The sequence below is a fragment of the Streptomyces sp. NPDC107517 genome, assembly GCF_055582645.1.
This window is the reverse complement of sequence record NZ_JBVJPM010000036.1, coordinates 1-14,567: the sequence shown is the minus strand read 5'-3', so window position 1 is coordinate 14,567 and position 14,567 is coordinate 1. Positions and strand designations below refer to the sequence as shown.

The window sequence follows — 14,567 nt, the reverse complement described above, 5'->3', positions numbered from 1 at the left end:
GGCGAGGCAGGCCATGGTGCGTTCGACGGGCCGGCGGTACCGGTGTCTGAGCTGTTTGGCGGTGCGTCTCTCGTCCTTTCGCGTGGTGGGTGTGGCGAGTGGACGGCAGACGGGGGTGGCGCCGGTCGACGACCAGTGAACTGGCCGATGGAATCGCAGGACGAGCCTGCGACCGCTGCGTGAGGGTAGGTCACTGTGATCGACAGGCGGGACGTGCTGCGGGCAGGTGTGCTGGGCGGCATTGGTGGGGCGCTGGGTCTGCAGGCACCGGACAGTGCGGCTGCGGCAGCTGAGGCGGCAGGGCCGGTCGGCGCTCGGGAGTGGAAGCGGCTGGCTGACGCGCTGTCCCCCGGGGCCACGCTCTACCGGCCGCACGGCTCTGAATACGAGTCGCTGGCCCTGCCGTTCAACCACAGGTACGCCGGAATTCGACCTGCCGGCATTGTCGCCTGCGCGACCACCAAGGACGTGTCCGCATCGATCCGCTGGGCTCGCTCGGTGGGGCTGCCCGCCGTGCCGCGCTCGGGGCTGGGACACAATTACGCCGGGTTTTCTACCACCACGGGCCTGCTGCTGAACATGGCCCGCATGAAGAGCATCGTCTCCACCCCGGCGCCGGGCGGTGCCCGCTCCCGCGTCTACGGGCCGATGAAGGTCGTGCACGACGCCGGTACCGTCACCGTGGACGCCGGCGTCACCAATGGCGACCTGCACCCGATGTTGGAGGACCATGGCATGTTCGTGCCGACCGGTCGTTGCCCCAGCGTCGGGGTCGCGGGGCTAGTGCTCGGCGGCGGTATCGGCTTCAGCGACAAGATGTTCGGCCTGACCTGCGACCGGCTCATCGCCACAACCGTCGTCCTCGCCGACGGACACACGATCAAGGCCGACAAGGACTCGCACCCCGACCTGTTCTGGGCCTGCCGCGGCGGAGCCGGCAACAACTTCGGTGTCCACACCTCATTCACCTTCCAGTACGAGCAGTTCGAAGGCACCGTGGGCTTCTACCAGCTCCGCTGGAGCCTGGACTCCGTACTGCCGGTGATCGCCGCCGCACAGCGCATCGCCCAGGACACCGCGGGCGACAGGCGGTTCCATCTGCGGCTGGGCATCGGCACCAACGGGACGACCCAGACGCAGATCCATGCGAACGCCAACGTCAACGCCATCGGCCAGTTCTACGGCACCGTGCAGGAACTGCGCGCCATCCTCGACCCGCTGCTCAAGATCGGCACGACCGAGGAACGCGACCGTAACAGCGCTTCCGTTCGGCAGGTCACGCCCGGTGAGGCGAGCGAACTGCTGAGCGCCACCACACCCGTCGACCGCTTTGCCACCAAATCGGCGATCCTGGACTCCCGCACCCTCTTGACCGATCAGCAGGTCGTCGCGGCAGCCGAGCGCCTGCTGGACTGGCCCGGCAGCAACAACGAGGACGGAGCCGGGTTCGCCATGTTCGCCCTCGGCGGTGAGATCAACGAGGTAGCGCCGAACGCGACTGCGTTCGTACACCGAAACGACCTCTTCGTCTTCGCCGCCGAGACCTCGTGGGCGGACTACGACCGCCCCGACGTCGCCAGGGCCAACCTCCACTGGCTCAAGCAGTTCTACGACGACATCTTCCCCCGCAAGTCGCCCGACCAGGCATACCAGAACTTCCCCGACCCGACGCTGAAGAACTGGCGGGAGGCCTACTACGGCACGAACTACCCCCGTCTGGTCAAGGTGAAGCGGAAGTACGATCCGACCGGCTTCTTCGACTACCCGCAAGCAATCGGCTCAAGTTGAGCCCCGAGTCCGCTGGGCCCGACCTTGTCGAGCAGGCGGCTGATTCGCCTGTTCTCCAGGTCTGATCCGTATCTTCCGTACGGGCGGACACCGTCAACTACGCCGGAGCCGCGTGTCGTTGGCGCGATCGTGTTCTCCGGCACCGCCGCTCAGCACTCCTCGGCATGCCAGAAACACCCGGTCTGTTCGGGAGCCGGCTGCTGAGCTTCCCTCGCGGCCGTCTGGTCCATCAAGGCGAGCCAACTCTGAGCCTGAGCCCGCTCCTTCGGGTCGAAACAGTAGGAATTTTGCATCTGGACGTTCAGCTCCGTCCGCGCGTCACCACGAGCCTGCGCCGCCGTGGCCTCACTCAAGGAGTCAGGAGAAATGTCCTTGTGCTGCTCGGTGAAATCATCGACCGCTTGCCGTGACTGCCTGTACGTGTCGGCCGCCACGTTGTCGGAAGATCCCCTCCCGACACACCAGCCCCCCCGCAGCTCCGACAGCAAGCAGCACAACGCCGGCGCCGCCACCGTGCCGTGGCTCAACGCGCGCCTACGACCCTTCCGCGGCAACGGCGCCGACTGCAAGTCTGAGATCGCTTCCTCCGCAGGGCGGTAGCCGTCGGCTCCGTATCGATCTCTCCAAGGCCGGCTTCTGCCAGGTCTGCAACGAGGATTCGGGTGACCCCGAGAGGGATGCTCAGCCGGCCGGTGATGGTGATGACGTCGTGGGGGTTTCGGCAGAGTCATATAGTCCGGCAGGTACCACGACTCGTCGAAGAAGGGCGGGCCCGGTCGGCGCATAGAGGCGGGGGCAGACCAAGGATCGCGCCCCGTGACTGCAGAGATGGCCGGACCTGGCCGGCTGGCGTGGCGGTGCCCGCCGACGGAGCCGGAACGGTTCGTACATACCTGATTCTGATCAACGCGGCCATACGCTGATTCTGATCCACGCGGCGGACTCGATCTTTCGTTGAGCTCTCCGGGCCGTTGGGTCAGGGGCTGGTCGTGGCCCGACCTAGGTAGGTGACAGGCCCAGGGTCCGGGACGGCGATCTCGTGGAAGCCGACGCGGTCGTAGAAGGCACGGGCCGGGGTGTTGCTGGTGACCATGGAGAGGTGGACCGCCGGGACACCCTGGGCGTGGAGGGCGCTGAGGAAGGTCTCCATGAGCTGCCGCCCGTACCCGTGCCGCTGGTGGGAGGGCAGCAGATCGATGTGGAGATGGGCCGGGTAGGCCTCCAGTTCCGGGAGCACCATCCGTTCCGGGCGGTGCATCAAGTCGGTCATCACCTCGGTCGGGGTGGACGGGGGCTGTACAAGGGCGGGGTAGCGGTCCGTCAAGCCGGGAAGCCACTCGACGCGGTAGCGGGCGACGAAGGATGCGGTGTCGGCCGTACCGACGATGTATCCGACGGCCCGTCCGCCGTTCTCGACGACGAAAGCAAGGTCCGGTTCGAGGACGACGTAGGGCGCGGCGAAGATGTTCGGGAGGAGCTCCGGGTCCGGGTAGAGGTGGCGGGAGTCGCCGCCCTCGTGTCCGGTTCGTGCGCAGATGTCGAAGAGGGCGTCGCGGTCCTCGGGGCGATAAGGGCGAAGGGTTGCCTGTGAAGCCGGCGGGGGAGTCATGACGCAGATCCTTGTAGGTGTGGGAGCGCTCCCGCAAGTGTGTCTCACGGGGAGATGGGCTTCTCACGCCACGGCTGCCAGCTGGGACCGCGTGGGGCATCGTCAGTGACCGGGCCAGCCGTAACCGCACAGTTCGCCGCAGCCGGGCCTTGATCTGCTTCGAGCTCCGCACTGTGCCGAGTACCGCCCCCGACAGCGTCCCGCGGTTGGCATGTCGCGCCTTCGCGGAGGTGGGGCTTTGGATTTGGGCGTGCTCGTGGGTGAGGTCATGGCCACGGTCGTGGCATATGCGGAACGAGTGTGCGGTAGGCACGGCCCGAAACCTCTCTCCAGGGCATCGCCGTTAGGCGGACCATGCACCCGGAATTTGCAATCAGCCACCGTGACGAAAAGGGCTGGGCCGTCGTCGAGGTCCACGGCGAGGTCGACGTCTCCACCGTGCCGCGGATCAGGGAGTACGTGAGCGCGTGCATCGAGGCGGGCCGGCATCGTCTCATCGTGGACCTGGTGGGGGTTTCGTTCATGGACTCGACGGGCCTGGGGCTCTTCGTCCGCATCGGCAAGCGGATCCGTACACACGCCGGTGACCTGAGGCTGGTCATCACGAACCCGAATGTCCTCCAGATCTTCCAGATCACGAACCTGCACCGGTCCTTGCAGATCTATGACTCGGCGGAAGCCGCGATGGAGTGACATGAGAGGCGACGAATCGGCTCCACCGCCGCATGGTGAGCCGAGTGGTGTGCGAGCTCTTCCGAAGACGTTGCGAAGGCTTGACGCCCACCCCCGGCCGGTGTCGGGTGCATGCCCGGCTACATGGCTATGTTCGATCTTTGAGACGTACATGCGATGGCGCACGAGCCGTCGGCGTGCGGATGCAATGGGGAAGAGGATGGGCAGGGTGAGTCCTGACCGTGACCGTCAAATCGAAGGCATCACACGGGGGTTCGTCACCCTGCCCGGCGGCGACCGCGAGCAGTGCGACATCAAGCTCAGGTACTCCACCGACGACCCGCTCGTCGTCGGCCTGATCGTGTCCCGGTCCGGCCATGGCAGCGCCTGCTGGGTCATCTCGCGGGACCTGCTGTCCGCCGGCCTCACCGGTACAGCGGGCACAGGAGACGTCACCGTGGAGCCTGTGGCTGAGCAGGCCGAGCCGCTCGCGGTCCTGCTGCGAGTCCGCAACGATTGGGGCGAGGCCCACATCCACTTCGACCACCAGGCGCTGCTGCTCTACCTGGAGCGCAGCCACGCCATGATGCCGTTCGGTAGCGAGGCACAGTCGATGCAGGCCGACGCGGAACTCGACCAACTGCTCGACGAGGGTCAGGACCCGCCCGCCGTGCGGTAAACAGACAGGAATGACACGGATGTTCCGAGTTCGCCTACGGCGGCTACTCGGCAGGAGCCTGCGTGGCCGGACCGGACCTCCAGGGCATCAATCTCATCGATGACTCAACCGTTCTGCCCGAAGGCCGCATACGAGAGCGGCGCTTCCATCCGGAGCACCGCGGACAGTGCCGGACGGTCGTACGGCTTCGTGCACCTCATCCTCACCGAGGCAGGCGTCACCCTGCGCCAACGCGGCGGTGGCACTCGCAACAAGTCCACGTCCTGACGGTCCGCCCCCGCCTGCGCCGACGGGCTCGACCGGGCTGGCGGTAATTGCACAATGAGCCACGCCGGGTCGGCCTTGATCCGTGCAGAGCGCCGTACCGCGCTGGCGCTGGCGGCGCACCGTGGTGGGTAGGGCGCGCCTTCGCGTTGTCCCGGCACGACTGGTGTCTCCTGGGAGCATGCGGGCACGGACGGCCGCGCCTGGTGTGTGCTCAGTCCTGCTGCTCGACGATGTTCTTCAGCACGCTCGTCGCTCCCATGCCGTTGGGCCAGCCGGAGTAGAACGCCAAGTGCAGCAGGGCCTCCTGCAGCTCCTCGTCGGTGACGCCGTTCTGGCGGGCGAAGGTGAGGTGGAACTGCAGCTGGTCCATCTTCCCGAGCGCGGTCAGCGCGGAGATGGTGACGAGGCTGCGGTCGCGCTTGGACAGGCCCTCGCGCTCCCAGACCTCGTCGAAGAGGACCCTGTCGGTGTAATGGATCATCCCCGGGGCGAAGTCGCCGAAGGCGTTCTTCCCGCCGCTCCAGCCGGTGCTCGTGTTCTCAGCCATGATCTCTCCCTATCTGCGGTGACATCCGTCGGTCGATCGTCGACGGTGCAATGTCAATGACATCGCCAGACATGCCGGGCGAGGGAGTCCCTGGTGAGGGGTGTACTGGCAGGGCGTGCCTCACAGCGGCTTCGCGCTCTAGCGTGGAAGGCATGGACGCCAGGAACGAAGCACGGGAGTTCCTCATGTCCCGTCGAGCGAACCTCACTCCCGAGCAGGCTGGACTGACGGTCTCCGGGCACCGGAGGGTGGCGGGCCTGCGCCGGGGCGAGGTGGCGATGCTCGCGGACGTGAGCCCGGAGTACTACGCCAAGATCGAGCGCGGTCACCTGGCCGGCGTCTCCGACGCCGTCCTCGAGTCGGTCGCCCGGGCGCTGCAGATGAACGACGCCGAGCGCGAGCACCTCTTCGACCTCGCCCGGGCAGCCAATGGCGCCGCCCGGCCCGTGCGCCGGCGCAGGCCGAAGAAATGGGTGCCCAGAGACAGCCTGACCCGTGCGCTGGACGCCATCGACCACGGGCCCGCGTTCGTGCGCAACGGACGGATGGACGTCCTCGCGATCAACGCCCTCGGGCGCGCCTTCTACGACGAGGTGTTCGACGGCCCCGGACAAGAAAACCTGGCGCGCTACTGCTTCCTCGACGAACGGGCCAAGGCGTTCTACCCCAACTGGGAGGCGGCCGCGGACGTCACCGTTTCGATCCTGCGCACCGAAGCCGGCAGAGACCCCCGGGACAAGCAGCTGCACGACCTGATCGGCGAGCTGTCCACGCGCAGCGACGCGTTCCGCACCCGGTGGGGAGCACACAATGTGCGCCGCCACGGATCGGGCACCAAGGAGTTCCACCACCACGAGGTCGGCGACCTCACTTTGACGTACGAGGGGATGGAGCTGACCGCCGAGCCCGGACTGTCCTTCCTCATCTACACCGCGGAGCCCGGCTCACCCAGCCAGGAGCGCCTGCAGCTGCTTGCGAGCCTCGCCGCGACGTCCACCGCAGTACCGCCCCGCAGCGGGCCCCCGACCACGATCCAAAAGGGATGACGATGCACACCAGAACACTCGGACGCGGCCTGGATGTGTCCGCGATCGGGCTCGGCGCGATGGGCATGTCCCAGAGCTACGGCCCCAACCCCGGCAGCCGCGACGACATGATCGCGGTGCTGCGCTCCGCGGTCGACGAGGGCGTGACCTTCTTCGACACGGCCGAGGTCTACGGGCCGTACGTGAACGAGGAGCTGGTCGGTGAGGCGCTGGAGCCGATCCGCGACCAGGTCGTGATCGCCACCAAGTTCGGATGGGACATCCAGGACGGCCGGAGTGTCGGCCTCGACAGCCGTCCCGAGCAGATCCGCCGCGTCGCGCAGGAGTCCCTGAAGCGGCTGCGCAGCGAGGCGATCGACCTGTTCTACCAGCATCGCGTCGACCCCGATGTGCCGATCGAGGACGTCGCGGGCACGGTCGGCGAGCTGATCGCCGAGGGGAAGGTCAGGCACTTCGGGCTCTCCGAGGCATCGGTCGCCACCATCCGCGCCGCACACGCCGTCCACCCCGTGACCGCGGTCCAGAGCGAGTACTCGCTCTGGACGCGGGACCCCGAGGCCGAGGTGCTGCCCACGCTCGCCGAGCTCGGCATCGGGTTCGTGCCGTTCAGCCCTCTGGGCAAGGGCTTCCTCACCGGCACCGTCGACACGTCCACGTCCTTCACCGACGGGGACATCCGCCATCGGGTCCCGCGCTTCGAGGCAAAGAACCTGGCCGCGAACCAGGCACTCGTCGACCACGTCCGGCAGCTCGCCGAAGTCAAGGGCGCGACGCCGGGCCAGATCGCCCTGGCCTGGCTTCTCGCGCAGCAGCCATGGATCGTGCCGATCCCCGGCACCCGCCGCACGGCACGCATCCAGGAGAACAACGCCGCGACGGCCCTGGCCCTGTCCGCGGACGAGGTCGCCGACCTCGACAGCCTCGCCCAGCGGGTCGGCGTCAGCGGCGACCGCTACAACGCCCAGCACATGGCCTACGTCAACCGCTAGGGCGGGACGCACTGAAACAGAAGGAAAGAACGAAATGACTGTCAACGGATTCGACCAGATCTTCCCGCGCGGGGAGAAGAACGACGCCTTCGCGCAGTACTTCATCGGCCAGAGCTACCTGGCTCCGCTCGCCTCGGGGAGCGTTCCCGTCAGCAATGTCTCCTTCGAGCCGGGCTGCCGCAACAACTGGCACATCCACCACGGCAACGGCGGCGGCGGAGACCAGATCCTGCTGTGCACGGCGGGCAGCGGCTGGTACCAGGCCGAGGGCGAGGACCCCGTCAGCATGGAGCCGGGAACGGTGATCCGTGTGCCGGCGGGCACGAAGCACTGGCACGGCGCGAAGGCCGACGCGTGGTTCTCCCACGTCGCCTTCATCACCCCTGGCGAAGACGTCAGCAACGAATGGCTCGAGCCCGTCACCGACGAGGCGTACGGCGAGCTGCCGAAGAACGGAGCAACCGCATGACCATCCTGGACGAGACCTACACGCTGTCCAACAGCGTCGAGATCCCCAAGCTGGGGCTCGGCACCTGGTTCATCGACGACGACCAGGCGGCTGAGGCGGTCCGCGCAGCCGTGGAGATCGGCTATCGCAACATCGACACCGCCCAGGCCTACGGCAATGAGCGCGGCGTCGGCGAGGGCGTGCGCACCGCCGGCGTGCCCCGCGACGAGCTGTTCGTCTCGACCAAACTCGCAGCGGAGATCAAGGACTACGACCAGGCGGTCGACGCGATCGACGGGTCACTGGAAAAACTCGGGATCGAGTACATCGACCTGATGCTCATCCACAGCCCGCAGCCCTGGAACGACTTCCGCGGCGGCGACTACGCCAAGGGCAACCGCGAAGCATGGCGCGCGCTCGAAGAGGCCCATCAGGCCGGCAGGATCCGCTCCATCGGGGTGTCCAACTTCCAGCAGCAGGACCTGGAGAACATCCTGCAGGGCGCGACCGTCGTGCCGCACGTGAACCAGCTGCTCGTACACGCCGGCAACACCCCCTCAGAGCTCCTGGACTACTGCGAGGGCAAGCACATCCTCGTCGAGGCGTACTCGCCGATCGCACACGGAGCGATCCTGCAGAACGCCGAGGTCCAGGCGATGGCAGAAAAGTACCGCGTGTCCGTCCCGCAGCTGTGCATCCGCTACACCCTGCAGTTGGGCACGGTGTCGCTGCCGAAGACGGCGAACCCCGAGCACATGCGCTCCAACGCCGAGGTCGACTTCGCGATCTCCGGCGATGACATGGATGCCCTGCGGGGCCTGCGCGACGTGGACTACGGCGAGCATGGCGCGTTCCCGGTCTACAGCGGTAAGTGACGCCGGACGAGTGTCGGCTGGAGCCGGGACGAAGATCCCGTCCCGCCGCGGTGAAGGCTTCCACTGTGTGCACTTGAGTTGGCGAATGGTGCCAACTCAAGTGCACAGTGCCCAGTCACAAGAACGTGTGACTGAGCGCGCTACCTGGCCCTTGAGCACGACACGTGGCGCACTGTGCTTTTGAGTTGGCCCCGATGGGGCTTGTCGAGTTCACTGAATCTCTGGGCTGCGTGAATGCAGACCCGATTACCGGTAGTTCGTTAAATCCGGAGGTAGAGGTCAATGCCGTGTCCGGTGGTGATCGCGTCGATCAGGGCCTGGAGCTCGGAGGGTGGGTCGGTGTCCGTCCAGGCTTGCCACCATCGGTTGAGGGTGACGGCGGGGGTGAGCCAGGAACGGATGGCTCGTAAGGCCCTGGGCCAGCAGGGCTGTTGGGGCTGGTGGGACGGTGCCGGTCCCCCTCTCTGGCCCTTCGTCGGGGCAGGGGTCCGGCGCGGTGGCATCGAGGGGTCCGGGTGGGGCGAACCATTGGTCCCAGCAGAAGGAGAAGGCGCAGTTGACCAGGGTCTGGTGGCGGCGGATGGCGCGGTCGGAGCGGACTTGGAAGTCGGCCCAGCCGAGTTCGTCCTTGATCTGTTTGTAGCTCTGCTCGATCCATGGCCGCAGTCCGTAGAGGCGGACGATCTCGGCGAGGTCGGCCGGCGGGTGCGGGCTGGTGGTGGCATGGGGTGCGTCGGGGCCGTAGCCGCCCAGGCGGGCGTCAGCGGCCCACCAGGTCTCGGTGTGCCCGTCGCGGAAGTGACGCTCCACGGGTGTCCAGTCGCCTGGACGCTTGGCATTGCGCCAGTTCAGGGCGTGGGCCGCTTCGATGGGGGTGTGTGGCTGGTCGGCCGGAGCTCAGGTGCCGCGGTGCGGCTTGAGCGCGACCACGTAGGGCAGGCCGGCCTCGCGCAGTACGAGGTACCAGTCGTCGCTGACGGAGTAGGCGCAGTCGGCGACCACCGCCCGGCAGCCGAAGCCCGCCTCCTTCCCCCGGGCCGCGAGGGCGGCAGCCAGTTGCGGTTTCGTACGGAAGACCTGATCGGAACGGCCGCGGGCGAAGTGATGGGCAGGGGTGTAAGGAGTCGCGTGCAACGGGTAGTAGACGCGGCCGTCGGTCCACACCGTGGTCACCGTCACGATGCCGTTGTCTGTCTTTCCCAACCGGCCCAGCCACTCCCGGCCCACGTGCGCGGTCGCCGTGCCGTCCTTGCGGTCCCCGGAATCGTCGATCACGATGACCCCGCCACCGTGAGGAGCCGTCGACGGCTCCTCACGCAGCAGCTCGAGCCGCCGGTCGTTGACCAGCTCGGCCTCCCAGGGCGACTCGGACAGGAAGAACTGGAGCCGCTGCACCCCCGGCATCGCCGCACCTGCCACCGGTTTCGCCCCCTGCCAGGCAGGTGATCGTCTTGTTCCGCTCCCGCGGCGCCAGCAGTCCGGTCAGGTACTCGCGAAACCCTCGCCGCTGGGCCAGGCTGAAGAAGAGGTCGTCGAACCGGGACGCGTAGTCCTCCAACGGCCCCGGCGCGGGCGGACACGGACGGCGAGCGGTCATCTTCAGCCCCCAGCAAGGCAGTTGACTCCTCCCACCCGGCTTACGACCAACCCGACCTGCCGTCAACCCACACACCACCGGATTTAACGAACTACCGGTAAGGCCTCCCTGGTGGGTCCTGTCGAGACCGATCAGGCCAGGGGTGTGCAGTGCGTCCTACGGCGATCATGGCCGCGTCGTCGTTCAGGTGTCCGCCGACGTGGTGCAGCAGGTCGCGCCGGAAGCGACCGAGGAAGACGTCGGGGTCGTTCTCGGTCCAGCCCGTGATGCGCTCGACGAGCGGGTAGAAAGTGCCGCTGGCGTCGCGGGCCTCCGTGACGCCGTCGGTGTACAGGAGCAGAAGGTCTCCCGACTCGAAGGGGAAACTGTCGACCTGGTAGCGCGGATGCGCCATTTCGCCCAGGCCCAGCGGGGGTGCGGGATGAAGGGCGTCCAGCGTCGTCGGTCGGCCGTTGCGCAGGACGACCGGCGGCGGATGCCCGCAGGCGACGATCTCGACCCTGCCGTTCCGGTCGAGGATGTCCAGGATGTTGGCGGTGATGAACGTTTCCCCGTAGCAGCCCGTCTCGCCCGGCTCCATCAGGTCCCAGCACACGCTTCGGTCGAGGTAGCTCACCAGCTCGCCCAGGCTCGCCTGACGGTGGGCGGCGACGCGGAACGCTCCGAGCAGCAAGGCGGCGTCATTGACCGCGGTCATCCCCTTGCCCCGCACGTCACCGACGATCAGCCGGGTGCCGGTCGTGGTGCGGGCCGCCGCGTACAGATCCCCGCCGATCTGGGCCTCCGCTTCTGCTGCAAGGTATAGAGAAGCGACGCGCAGCGGCCCGATCTCCGTGGGCAGCGGCGGCAGGACCACACGCTGGGCGGCCTCGGACACGTACCGCACTTGCGCCAGCTCTTTTGCGCGACGCTCCCGGAATACGCAGAAGACCACCAGGCTAGCGCCGACCAACACCAGTGCGATGATCTGTGCCTGGTGGTTGGACGAGAGCATCGTGTCAGGATCGCGCACCAGCCCGATGACCGTCTGCGCGATCACCGCCAATGCAGCGACCAGGCCCACCGACCAGGGCCCGCCGAACAACGGCGTGATCGCCGGGGCCGCGACGAGCAGCGGACCCAGATGGATGTCGGGCGGGGCAAGAATGTCGATCACGGACACCGCAACGATCCACGCGATCGGGACGGCGAGCGACGCCCGACCCGCTCGCACCGGCCGTCGAAGTCCTTCGAGGCGCTGCGGCATGACTCCTGTCTACACCTCCCTTGCTCAGCGCGCACCGGAGAGACGGGCAGTGCGGTCGCCTGTCGCCGACCCTGACGACCAGGACCTCTTGCCACTCACACCCCATTCGCTGGATGCCGGGGAGCTTCGGCACGCTGCTGGCTCAGAGGTCCACCGCAGGACCGAAGCCGGCCGCGCTGAGCGTGATCGCGGCGCCGGCGGTCAGCCCCAGGAACGCCCGCCGGCTGAGAGCCGGCCGAACCGCGTGTCTCACTTGGCAGCCTCCGCCGGAGCCATGCGCGCGTCGGCGGCGGGAGCGTAGGCGCAGGTCCAGTACGCCAGGGCGGTGGCCAATCGGAAGATCGCCATGCCGAGCGGCAGATGCCCGCAAGCATCCGGGCCTCGCCCAGGCCCTGCTGTGCGGCCACGAGGGCGGCCAGTGCGGCGCTTGCTGCGGCTGGCCAGGTGGGCCCGCCGAGCCTCCACCGCACCAGCACGGCCGCGGTCCGCATCAGCTGCAGCGGCCAGAGCCCTCCGCGAGTGGTGCGCCCGCTCACGCGTGGGCCTCCGCAGCCGGGGCGGTCGGGGCGAGGTGACGCTCGTAGCTCTGGAAGCCGTCGCGGACGCCGAGGAGGACCTCGCCGAGGACGAGGTGGCCGTCGCTGATGAGCGGGGTGTCGCGCAAGGCCTCGATGAGGAAGTAGTAGGCACCCAGGTCCTCGGTCTCCAGGACCGCGAAGTCTGAGCAGCGGCCGCTGAAGGCCTCGGTGTCGAAGAACCGGGCGGTCACCTGCTCCGCGTACCGGGCGAAGACCGGCTCGATGTGCGCCTCGCGCATCCGGTTGCGTTCCTCGCGCGGCAGCGCCAGCCAGCGCGGCGTGAGTGTGTAGGTCAGCACTATGCCGTACGTCATGAGCCCCCCAAAGCAATTGTTAACACCGTTAACTCTTACCGGAGGGCTAAAGTGATACCTGTTAACTTTGTCAAGCGGAAGGCAGGCCCGCCCAGATGACGGACACCCCGGGAGCCACGGCGGAACGGCGCCGCCATCGCGTGCGGGACGAGGCGCTGGCCGACGCGATGCGCATCAGCCGCCGTCTGCTGGTCGAGGCGGGGCCGTCCGCGGTGACCGTGCGGGCGGTCGCCCGGGAGATGGGCCTGACGGCACCGGGGCTGTACCGCTACTACGCGGGCCACCGGGAACTGGTCCAGGCCCTGGTCTCACACCTCTACGACGAGCTCGCCGCCACCCTGGCAGCGGCGCGCGAGCAACTGCCGGCCGAGGAACCCGGGCAGCGGCTGCGGGCGGTGTGCCAGGAACTGCGCCGCTGGGCGCTGGCCCACCCGCGGGAGTTTGCTCTGCTTTTCGCCAAGCCTGTAGAGGATGCCGACACCGCTCCCGGGGCAGAGGCGCACGATCCCAGCTGGCGCTTCGGGGGCATCGTCCTCGACCTGATGGTCCAGCTCTGGCGGCGCGGCGCCCTCCATGCGCCCGTGGGCCTTGACCCTGCGTGGATCGCGCAGCTGGAGGAGGTGCGCGAGCACCTGGCTGGCGAGCCGGTGCCGCTGGAAGTGATCTATGTCTTCGTTGCCTGCTGGGCCCGGCTGTACGGGACGGTCGCGGTCGAGGTGTTCGGACACCTCGACTTCGCCCTCAGTGACCCCGAGCCCCTCTTCGAGCACGCTGTCGGCGACATCCTGACGATGCTGGGCGACCCGGCAGCCTGACCGGCACCGTCCTGATCATCCTTGCCGCTCCGCTCTCGGTGTCGACAGCCCGAGCAGGACGGGCCCGCCCGCTGGCGCCGAGTCGATCTGGCAGATCTTGGAATCGGCGCCGGCGAGGCTGACCCGGAGCCCTTCGATCTCGCCGAACCAGCCTTCCCGCTCGGCGTCGGCGATCCGGTCCAGGAGGTTGCCGCGGATCTCTACGAGCTGGCCGCGCTGGGCGCGGTCGGGGCGTAGGGGAGCAGCAGACGGAGGCTTCTCTGAACTACTGGTTGTCCCAGTCCAGTTGGTTGTTGAGCTCAGCTCAGACATGCCGTAGGTAGTGAGGTACAGGCGTCATCACCGTCAGCACATCTTCCCGATCTTCAACGCTCGGGTTGCGTCCAAGGAAGTGGTGTAGGGGTTCGACCTGATGCAGGGGTTTGCTCCAGCATCGGGATGGTGCCGGCATGGATGAACGGCCACTGGCTGATCTTCGGAGTGTCGAAGCCTCGAAGGAGATCACGGTCCGCGAGAAGAGGTGCGGTGTGCGGCCTTGCCGTTTCAGATGAAGGCCATGGCGAGTACGGCCTGGTCGTCTCTCTCGGAGGTGGCCGACCAGTTCCTGGTGTCGGTCTCCAGGAACGCCACGACCGCCTCCGGATCCGTCCTTTGTGTGCCGCGGAAGTGTTCGGTGAGCCGTTCCACGACGGGGTAGAAAACGCCGTCGGAGTTGCGGGCCTCGCTGATGCCGTCCGTGTAAAGGACGAGGACTTCGCCGGGCGGCAGCCTGTGCATGGTCGTCAGCCCCGGGACGGGAGAGAGTTCTTTGAGTCCGAGGGGGAGTGCGGGGGTCGTCGCCAGGATGCGGGCGCCGTGGGGGCCGACGGCGATCGGGGGCGGGTGGCCGCAGTCCATGATGCGTACGGTGTCCTGGTCGAGTTCCAGGATCAGTGCGGTCACGAACAGCTCGGCGTCGCCGAGCGTCGTGCGTGTCACGTTGCGGTCGATGCTCAGCTCCAACCGGTCCGCCAGGAGGGGGAGATCTTTCCATTCGTGCGCGGACACCCGGAAACCCGCCAGGACCGCGGCCACCGCCTGCACCGCGTCCAGTCCCT

16 protein-coding genes and 2 pseudogenes are annotated in these 14,567 nt (G+C 67.7%); 9 read left to right on the top strand and 9 right to left on the bottom strand.

Annotated features, from left to right (window positions below; genetic code table 11):
• Positions 1-195: 195 nt before the first annotated feature.
• Complete coding sequence (locus ACZ67T_RS40750) at positions 196-1,788, top strand: FAD-binding oxidoreductase (RefSeq protein ID WP_469991380.1); 1,593 nt, start codon at positions 196-198, stop codon at positions 1,786-1,788.
• Between the two features lie 149 nt (positions 1,789-1,937).
• Here the strand turns inward: ACZ67T_RS40750 and ACZ67T_RS40745 are convergent, their stop codons facing one another.
• From ACZ67T_RS40745 to ACZ67T_RS40735, 3 genes and pseudogenes are all read right to left on the bottom strand, one after another.
• The gene (locus tag ACZ67T_RS40745; protein ID WP_469991378.1) at positions 1,938-2,222 is read right to left on the bottom strand and encodes a hypothetical protein; all 285 of its coding nucleotides are present in this window, start codon (positions 2,220-2,222) and stop codon (positions 1,938-1,940) included.
• An 89-nt stretch (positions 2,223-2,311) separates the two neighbouring features.
• Positions 2,312-2,503: pseudogene (locus ACZ67T_RS40740) on the bottom strand (DUF742 domain-containing protein); the annotation flags it as partial.
• 261 nt (positions 2,504-2,764) lie between these two features.
• Positions 2,765-3,397, bottom strand: a complete 633-nt coding sequence (locus ACZ67T_RS40735) for a GNAT family N-acetyltransferase (protein WP_469991376.1) — start codon at positions 3,395-3,397, stop codon at positions 2,765-2,767.
• Between the two features lie 354 nt (positions 3,398-3,751).
• Between ACZ67T_RS40735 and ACZ67T_RS40730 the strand changes: the two genes are divergently transcribed.
• The 3 genes from ACZ67T_RS40730 to ACZ67T_RS40720 all read left to right on the top strand — a co-directional run bounded on the left by ACZ67T_RS40730 (position 3,752) and on the right by ACZ67T_RS40720 (position 5,015).
• Positions 3,752-4,090, top strand: coding sequence for an STAS domain-containing protein (locus ACZ67T_RS40730; protein WP_469331393.1), 339 nt, complete (start codon positions 3,752-3,754; stop codon positions 4,088-4,090).
• Between the two features lie 208 nt (positions 4,091-4,298).
• On the top strand, positions 4,299-4,748 hold the full coding sequence (locus ACZ67T_RS40725; protein ID WP_469991374.1) for an SsgA family sporulation/cell division regulator: 450 nt from the start codon (positions 4,299-4,301) through the stop codon (positions 4,746-4,748).
• Positions 4,749-4,847: 99 nt separating this feature from the next.
• The gene (locus ACZ67T_RS40720; protein ID WP_469991372.1) at positions 4,848-5,015 is read left to right on the top strand and encodes a helix-turn-helix domain-containing protein; all 168 of its coding nucleotides are present in this window, start codon (positions 4,848-4,850) and stop codon (positions 5,013-5,015) included.
• Between the two features lie 211 nt (positions 5,016-5,226).
• On the opposite strand, the gene ACZ67T_RS40715 is transcribed toward ACZ67T_RS40720, so the two are convergent.
• Positions 5,227-5,562: a carboxymuconolactone decarboxylase family protein gene (locus ACZ67T_RS40715; RefSeq protein ID WP_469991370.1), complete on the bottom strand. Its 336-nt coding sequence runs from the start codon at positions 5,560-5,562 to the stop codon at positions 5,227-5,229.
• 152 nt (positions 5,563-5,714) lie between these two features.
• Here ACZ67T_RS40715 and ACZ67T_RS40710 point away from each other — a divergent pair, with 152 nt between their 5' ends.
• Genes ACZ67T_RS40710 through ACZ67T_RS40695 form a run of 4 tightly spaced genes read left to right on the top strand, consistent with a single transcriptional unit; the run spans position 5,715 to position 8,920 of the window.
• Complete coding sequence (locus ACZ67T_RS40710; protein ID WP_469991368.1) at positions 5,715-6,608, top strand: helix-turn-helix transcriptional regulator; 894 nt, start codon at positions 5,715-5,717, stop codon at positions 6,606-6,608.
• 2 nt (positions 6,609-6,610) lie between these two features.
• The gene (locus ACZ67T_RS40705; RefSeq protein ID WP_469991367.1) at positions 6,611-7,597 is read left to right on the top strand and encodes an aldo/keto reductase; all 987 of its coding nucleotides are present in this window, start codon (positions 6,611-6,613) and stop codon (positions 7,595-7,597) included.
• Positions 7,598-7,631: 34 nt separating this feature from the next.
• A complete protein-coding gene (locus ACZ67T_RS40700; protein WP_469991365.1) occupies positions 7,632-8,066 on the top strand; it encodes a cupin domain-containing protein in 435 nt (144 codons plus the stop codon).
• Positions 8,063-8,920 carry an aldo/keto reductase gene (locus ACZ67T_RS40695; RefSeq protein WP_469991363.1) on the top strand — a complete coding sequence of 286 codons (858 nt, stop codon included), beginning with the start codon at positions 8,063-8,065 and terminating at the stop codon, positions 8,918-8,920. Before ACZ67T_RS40700 ends, ACZ67T_RS40695 begins: the two co-directional genes overlap by 4 nt.
• A gap of 279 nt (positions 8,921-9,199) precedes the next feature.
• Here the strand turns inward: ACZ67T_RS40695 and ACZ67T_RS40690 are convergent.
• From ACZ67T_RS40690 to ACZ67T_RS40680, 3 genes and pseudogenes are all read right to left on the bottom strand, one after another.
• Positions 9,200-10,517 (bottom strand): annotated as a pseudogene (locus ACZ67T_RS40690) (IS701 family transposase).
• 91 nt (positions 10,518-10,608) lie between these two features.
• The gene (locus ACZ67T_RS40685; RefSeq protein ID WP_469991361.1) at positions 10,609-11,763 is read right to left on the bottom strand and encodes a PP2C family protein-serine/threonine phosphatase; all 1,155 of its coding nucleotides are present in this window, start codon (positions 11,761-11,763) and stop codon (positions 10,609-10,611) included.
• A 532-nt stretch (positions 11,764-12,295) separates the two neighbouring features.
• Positions 12,296-12,655 (bottom strand): darcynin family protein, encoded by a 360-nt coding sequence (locus ACZ67T_RS40680; RefSeq protein ID WP_469991359.1) that lies wholly within the window; start codon positions 12,653-12,655, stop codon positions 12,296-12,298.
• 95 nt (positions 12,656-12,750) lie between these two features.
• Between ACZ67T_RS40680 and ACZ67T_RS40675 the strand changes: the two genes are divergently transcribed.
• A complete protein-coding gene (locus tag ACZ67T_RS40675) occupies positions 12,751-13,470 on the top strand; it encodes a TetR/AcrR family transcriptional regulator (RefSeq protein WP_469991357.1) in 720 nt (239 codons plus the stop codon).
• 15 nt (positions 13,471-13,485) lie between these two features.
• Here ACZ67T_RS40675 and ACZ67T_RS40670 read toward each other — a convergent pair whose 3' ends face one another.
• Positions 13,486-13,782 (bottom strand): hypothetical protein, encoded by a 297-nt coding sequence (locus tag ACZ67T_RS40670; RefSeq protein WP_469991355.1) that lies wholly within the window; start codon positions 13,780-13,782, stop codon positions 13,486-13,488.
• A 231-nt stretch (positions 13,783-14,013) separates the two neighbouring features.
• A partial coding sequence (locus ACZ67T_RS40665; RefSeq protein ID WP_469991353.1) for a PP2C family protein-serine/threonine phosphatase occupies positions 14,014-14,567 on the bottom strand: 554 nt, incomplete at its 5' end.

Coding starts and splice junctions, on each gene's coding strand:
- ACZ67T_RS40720 (WP_469991372.1), top strand. CDS start 4,848: ATGACTCAACCGTTCTGCCCGAAGGCCGCATACGAGAGCGGCGCTTCC.
- ACZ67T_RS40715 (WP_469991370.1), bottom strand. CDS start 5,562: ATGGCTGAGAACACGAGCACCGGCTGGAGCGGCGGGAAGAACGCCTTC.
- ACZ67T_RS40680 (WP_469991359.1), bottom strand. CDS start 12,655: ATGACGTACGGCATAGTGCTGACCTACACACTCACGCCGCGCTGGCTG.
- ACZ67T_RS40685 (WP_469991361.1), bottom strand. CDS start 11,763: ATGCCGCAGCGCCTCGAAGGACTTCGACGGCCGGTGCGAGCGGGTCGG.
- ACZ67T_RS40730 (WP_469331393.1), top strand. CDS start 3,752: ATGCACCCGGAATTTGCAATCAGCCACCGTGACGAAAAGGGCTGGGCC.
- ACZ67T_RS40700 (WP_469991365.1), top strand. CDS start 7,632: ATGACTGTCAACGGATTCGACCAGATCTTCCCGCGCGGGGAGAAGAAC.
- ACZ67T_RS40695 (WP_469991363.1), top strand. CDS start 8,063: ATGACCATCCTGGACGAGACCTACACGCTGTCCAACAGCGTCGAGATC.
- ACZ67T_RS40710 (WP_469991368.1), top strand. CDS start 5,715: ATGGACGCCAGGAACGAAGCACGGGAGTTCCTCATGTCCCGTCGAGCG.
- ACZ67T_RS40675 (WP_469991357.1), top strand. CDS start 12,751: ATGACGGACACCCCGGGAGCCACGGCGGAACGGCGCCGCCATCGCGTG.
- ACZ67T_RS40735 (WP_469991376.1), bottom strand. CDS start 3,397: ATGACTCCCCCGCCGGCTTCACAGGCAACCCTTCGCCCTTATCGCCCC.
- ACZ67T_RS40670 (WP_469991355.1), bottom strand. CDS start 13,782: ATGTCTGAGCTGAGCTCAACAACCAACTGGACTGGGACAACCAGTAGT.
- ACZ67T_RS40705 (WP_469991367.1), top strand. CDS start 6,611: ATGCACACCAGAACACTCGGACGCGGCCTGGATGTGTCCGCGATCGGG.